Annotated in this window: 5 protein-coding genes; all 5 read left to right on the top strand. The window is 64.3% G+C overall.

All coding sequences use genetic code 11. The annotated features are described in order from the left end of the window. The first annotated feature begins 5 nt into the window (after window positions 1-5). The 5 genes from menD to AACS24_RS04670 are packed head-to-tail and all read left to right on the top strand — an operon-like array spanning window position 6 to window position 5,677. A complete protein-coding gene (menD, locus tag AACS24_RS04690; protein ID WP_181364142.1) occupies window positions 6-1,754 on the top strand; it encodes a 2-succinyl-5-enolpyruvyl-6-hydroxy-3-cyclohexene-1-carboxylic-acid synthase in 1,749 nt (582 codons plus the stop codon). Continuing rightward, on the top strand, window positions 1,714-2,508 hold the full coding sequence (gene menH / locus AACS24_RS04685) for a 2-succinyl-6-hydroxy-2,4-cyclohexadiene-1-carboxylate synthase (protein WP_108570533.1): 795 nt from the start codon (window positions 1,714-1,716) through the stop codon (window positions 2,506-2,508). The genes menD and menH overlap by 41 nt, the downstream gene beginning before the upstream one ends. Further along, on the top strand, window positions 2,501-3,361 hold the full coding sequence (gene menB / locus AACS24_RS04680) for a 1,4-dihydroxy-2-naphthoyl-CoA synthase (protein WP_033115571.1): 861 nt from the start codon (window positions 2,501-2,503) through the stop codon (window positions 3,359-3,361). Before menH ends, menB begins: the two co-directional genes overlap by 8 nt. After that, window positions 3,361-4,290, top strand: a complete 930-nt coding sequence (gene menC, locus AACS24_RS04675) for an o-succinylbenzoate synthase (protein ID WP_108570532.1) — start codon at window positions 3,361-3,363, stop codon at window positions 4,288-4,290. The genes menB and menC overlap by 1 nt, the downstream gene beginning before the upstream one ends. Next, window positions 4,283-5,677, top strand: a complete 1,395-nt coding sequence (locus tag AACS24_RS04670) for an AMP-binding protein (RefSeq protein WP_108570531.1) — start codon at window positions 4,283-4,285, stop codon at window positions 5,675-5,677. The genes menC and AACS24_RS04670 overlap by 8 nt, the downstream gene beginning before the upstream one ends. Window positions 5,678-5,819: the final 142 nt, after the last annotated feature.

Genomic DNA, 5,819 nt, shown 5'->3' with positions numbered 1-5,819 from the left:
CCCCTATGCCCACCCGTAAAGAGCCAGCCAGCGAAGTGTTTGCCTGCCGCCCGTTTTCAAATCAGCACGCCACCTTCAACCATGTCTGGTCCTCCCTGTTGCTGGAGGAGCTCTTTCGTCTCGGCGTGCGCGATCTGGTGCTGGCTCCCGGCTCCCGCTCCGCGCCGCTAACCATGGCGGCTGCGGCACATCAGGGCTTTCGCCGCCACCTGCACTTTGACGAACGCGGCCTCGGCTTTATGGCGCTGGGTCTGGCCAAGGGGAGCAATCGTCCGGTGGCGGTGATCATGACCTCGGGCACCGCGGTGGCCAACCTCTGGCCCGCGGTGGCCGAAGCCCAGCTCACCGGCGTGCCGCTCATCATTCTCTCTGCCGACAGGCCGCCCGAGCTCATCGACAACGGCGCCAATCAGGCGATCGACCAGCAGGGGATCTTCGGCCGCTACCCCGTCTATCAGCAGAACCTGCCAAGCCCCACCCCGACCATTCCGGCCGCTTTCGTGCTGAGCTCGGTGGATCAGGCGCTGGCCAGACAGGCACTCACCCCCGGGGTGGTGCACTTCAACTGCATGTACCCCGAGCCTCTCTACCCGGGCGAGCACTATCAGGATTTCTCCGACTATCTGGCCCCCCTCGGCAACTGGCTCAGCTCGCACAAGCCCTGGAGCCCGTGGCAGCAGAGCGAACCGACCTGCCCCCTTCAGGCGGAGTGGGAAAGCTTTCGGCAAAAACGCGGCATCGTTGTTGCCGGTCGCATTACCGACCCGCAGCAAGCAGAGGCAGCCGCCGAGCTGGCGGAGCGACTTGGCTGGCCGCTGCTGGCCGATATCCAGAGCCAGCTACGCTTCGATCGCCGCAATCTGATCGAACTGGATCTCGCCCTCAACAATGGTGCAGTGGCCGCCGAGCTGGGCTGCGCCGAAGTGCTGCTGCAATTTGGCGCCCGACTGGTCTCCAAGCGGCTTGGCCAGTTCATCAAGCAGCAGGCGTGGCACGACTACTGGCTGGTGGATCCGCAGCCGGCGCGGCTCGACCCCGACTACCGGCTGCGCAACCGCCTGCTCTGCAGTGCCGGCGCCTTTGCCTCTGCCCATCCGATCACGTCCAGCGAGGCTCCCTGGCATCGGCTGCCCGCGCTGCTGCAACCGGTCGGTCAGGCGATAGCCGCCGCCTGCGATCGCTTCTCCGAACTCGGGATCTGTCATCGCCTCAATAGCCTTATCGAGGGGCAGCTCTTTGTCGGCAACAGCATGCCAGCCCGGTTGATGGACATGCTCGGCGAAACAGGCAAGGGGCCGAGCCGGGTGATGACCAACCGCGGCGCCTCCGGCATCGATGGCCTCATCGCCACCGCTTACGGATTCGCGCAAAGCAGCAACCAGCCTACCACCCTGCTGATCGGCGATCTGAGCGCCCTGCACGATCTCAACAGCTTGGCCCTGCTCAGCAAGGCGAGCCAGCCGCTGGTGGTGATCCTGCTCAACAACGATGGCGGCAGCATCTTTCGTATGTTGCCGGTGCCCACCGAAGGAGAGCTGCTGGAGAGCTACTACCGGCTGCCCCACGGCCTTGGCTTTGAACATGCCGCCGCCATGTTTGGCCTCACCTATCGCGCGCCGACGACCCTGACCGGGTTCGAGCAGGAGTACGGTTTAGCCCTCCAGGGTGGCGTAACCCTGATCGAGATCAGGGTACCGAGCGAGCAGGTGGCCGATGATCTCAAGGCGCTGGGAGCGACCATCCGTGAGCTGTAACGACACACCGCTGGTACTGCTGCACGGCCTGCTCGGCGATAGCAGCGACTGGCAACCGGTCATCGACCGCCTGCCCGGCCACCACTGCATTGCCCTCGACCTGCCGGGTCACGGCCTGCATAGCGGGCTGCGGGTCAACGACTTCGAACAGAGTCACCAGTGGCTGTGCCGCGAGCTCGCCAGTCGCGGTATCGAGCGCTACCTGCTGGTCGGCTACTCGCTGGGCGGGCGACTGGCCCTCTACCACGCCAGCTGTGAGCCGGCGGGGCTGTTGGGACTGCTGCTGGAGAACTGCCACCCGGGGCTGCCAGCCGATGAGCGGGCCGCCCGCATCGCCCACGATGAAGGCTGGGCAGAGCGCTTCGAGCGCGAGCCCTTGGCTGACGTGCTGGCAGACTGGTATCGGCAGGGCGTTTTTGCCGATTTTGACGAGGCAACCCGTGCTCGCCAGATCGCTCGCCGCCTTGGCAACGACGGCAAGGCCGTAGCCGCCATGCTGCGCGCCACCTCCCTTGGCAAGCAGCCGGATCTCGCTTTCTGGCTGGCGCAAGGCGCCTTGCCAGTCACTTATGTCAGCGGCAAGCGGGATCACAAATTCCATCAGCTGGCTTGCCTCATGGCGAGTCAGCATCGCAAAATCAACCACTTGGAGCTGGATGGCGGCCACAACCTGCATGCCCACCAGCCCGAGGCTTTTGCCCGACTCCTTGCGGAGTGGGTCAACCAACAACAAGAAGAGAAGAGTCATGATTGAAGCAATGACTGAAGCGGAACTCTACGCACCTGTCGAGTGGCGTGATTGCTCCGCCGGTTACGAGGACATCCTCTATCACAAGTCCGGCGATGGCATTGCCAAGATCACTATCAACCGCCCCCAGGTACGCAACGCCTTCCGTCCGCGTACCGTCAAAGAGATGCTGCAGGCGCTGGCCGACGCCCGTTATGACGATCAGGTCGGCACCATCATCCTGACCGGCTTCGGCGAGAAGGCCTTCTGCGCCGGCGGCGACCAGAAGATCCGCGGCGACTACGGTGGCTATCGCGATGACGAGGGGACTCATCACCTCAACGTGCTCGACTTCCAGCGCGATATCCGCACCTGCCCGAAACCGGTGGTGGCCATGGTGGCCGGCTATGCGGTCGGTGGCGGCCACGTGCTGCACATGATGTGTGACCTGACCATCGCCGCCGACAACGCCCAGTTTGGCCAAACCGGCCCGAAAGTAGGCTCCTTCGACGGCGGCTGGGGCGCCTCCTACATGGCCCGCATCGTCGGCCAGAAGAAAGCCCGCGAGATCTGGTTCCTCTGCCGCATGTACGATGCCCAGCAAGCCCTCGACATGGGTCTGGTCAATACCGTCGTGCCGCTGGCGGATCTGGAGCGTGAAACCGTGCGCTGGTGCCGCGAGATGCTGCAAAACAGCCCGATGGCGCTGCGCTGCCTGAAGGCGGCCCTCAATGCCGACTGTGACGGTCAGGCAGGGTTGCAGGAGCTGGCTGGCAATGCCACCATGCTGTTCTACATGACCGAAGAGGGTCAGGAAGGGCGCAACGCGTTCAACGAAAAACGCCGTCCCGACTTCTCCAAATACAAGCGGAACCCCTGATGACACTAGCCCTCTATCGCTATCAACTGCCTTTTACCCAGCCACTGACCTTTCACGGCAAGGTGGAGGTGGCGCGAGAGGGGCTGTTGGTGCGCATCAACGACGGCTGGGGGGAGATCGCCCCCCTGCCCGGCTTCTCGCAAGAGAGCCTGCAACAGGCGGAGCAGGAAGCGCTCGCCGCTCTGGCGGCCCTGGCCGCCGGAGATACCCCGAATCCCGTGCTGCCGTCGGTGCAATTTGGCCTCGACTGCGCACGCCGCAAATGGCCGGAGCAGAGCAACCCGCTGCCCGCCCCTTACCCCCTTATTCAGGGCTCGCCGCAAGAGCTGCTGAAAAACTGGAAAGAGTGGCTCCACAGCACGCCCAGCAAGGCCAAGCTGAAGGTGGCCCGCTATCCGATGCGTGACGAGCTGGCGCTGATCCGCCTGCTGTGCGATCGGGTGCCCTCCCTCAAACTGGTGCTGGATGCCAACCAGGGCTGGACCCGCGAGGAGGCCTGGACCTTCTGCGGCCATCTCGACCCGAACCGCATCGAGTATCTGGAAGATCCCTGCGCCGACTTCGCCGATATCGCCTTCGTTGCCAACCGCACCGGCATGCCGGTAGCGCTGGACGAACTCTTGGCGCAGGACAAGCCGTGGGAGCCCATCCCGCAGCTGAAGGCGCTGGTGCTCAAACCCACCCTGCTCGGCTCGCTCGCCAATATCAAAGCGCTGGTCAACCGCGCCCGCGAGCTGCGACTCAAGGTGATCATCTCCTCCTGCTTCGAGTCGGGTCTCGGCCTGAATCAGCTATCCCGTCTGGCAGGTGAGTGGGCGCCGGAGCAGGCTCCCGGTCTCGATACCCGCCGCTGGATGGCGGGGGATCTGCTCGATAGCGATGGCAAGCCCGACGTGAGCCAACTGACCCAGCTGTTTCTCCGTGATTGAGCCCGCCCACACCAAGGAACCCTGCCCGGTACGCCACTGGGCGGGGCTCACGCCAAACCATATCGCCATTTATGGCCCAACCCCGCTCAGCTATCGCCAACTCGATCGCCGCATCAACAGCCTCTGCCAGCAGTTGGCACAAGCTGGCCTCCAGCGCGGCGATCACCTTGCCGCCGTAGTGCGCGGCGCGCAGCAGGATGTGCTGCTGGCGTGGGCCTGCGTGCGCAGCGGCATCATCTTCTGCCCGCTCAACCCCGCCTTTCCGCCAGCGCGGCAGGCCGAGCTGGCAACCCTGCTCGATGCCACTGCCTTCTGGTCGGCTGGCGAGATCCCGGCGGGCAGCTGGCAGTCCTTGCGCCTCGACTTCGTCCATGAGCAGGCAGCAGACGAAAGCGACTGCATGCTGGTGCCAGCCCGGCTCAACAACATGATCCTCACCTCGGGCTCCAGCGGTACGCCGAAGGCTGTGGTACACCGGCTGGCCAACCATCTGGCTTCGGCTCGTGGTTCAACCGCCCTTATCCCCCTCGATCAGGCGTGTGGCTGGCTGCTCTCGCTGCCGCTGTTCCATGTCGGCGGTTACGCCATCCTGTTTCGGGTCTTTCTGGCGGGCGCCACTCTGGTGCTGGACGATCGCACTCAGCCGCTCAAGGCGCGGCTTGAACAGCAACCCATCACTCACCTCTCGCTGGTGCCGACCCAGCTCTGGCGCCTGCTGGCAGAGGGCTTTGACCCCGCCCGCACTCGCCTGCGCGAGCTGCTGCTCGGCGGTGCTGCCATCCCGCAGCCGCTGATGAGCCGTCTCTGCGCCATGGGGCTCGAGCCCAAGGTGAGTTATGGCCTCTCCGAGATGGGCAGTCAGGTTTGCACCACCATCCCCGGCAATGCCGGTGTGGTCGGGCACCCGCTACCGGGACGGGAAGTGTGCATCAGAGAACATGAAATCTGCGTGCGCGGTGCCACCCTGTTTGCCGGTTACTACCGCGATGGAACTCTCGATCTGCCGCTTGATGGGGATGGCTGGTTTCATACCCGCGACAAGGGGCACGTCACCGAGAGTGGCGAACTGGTGGTAGAGGGGCGACTCGACAACCTCTTCATCTCGGGGGGAGAAAACATCCAGCCAGAGACCATAGAGCAGCGGCTGGTGGATCACCCGGCCATCGCCCAGGCACTGGTAGTGCCGGTGCCAAGCGACGAGTGGGGCCAGCGCCCCGCCGCCTTTATCGACTGGCATGGTGAGCCGGTCCCCTACCCCGAGCTGGCAACCTGGATCCGCGCCACCCTGCCCGGCTTTATGGTGCCCGACCGCTGGCTCCCCTGGCCCGCACAAGCTGGCGGCCTCAAACCCCAGCGCAGACTGTTTCAACAGTGGGCCATTGAATAACCGAAGAGCGGTGGTTGACCCAACCGACAGGAGTAACAGCGGTGACCGGATGTGATGTTGCTCCCGTTTTCGTGATTTCATCCCATACATGAAAATGTCTCATGTGAGCCTTTACTACTGCTGAAGCGCCCTCATACCACCC

This window comes from Aeromonas sp. HMWF016 (genome assembly GCF_963878195.1).
Lineage (GTDB): Bacteria > Pseudomonadota > Gammaproteobacteria > Enterobacterales > Aeromonadaceae > Aeromonas > Aeromonas lacus.
This window is presented reverse-complemented; position numbering and strand designations above follow the sequence as displayed.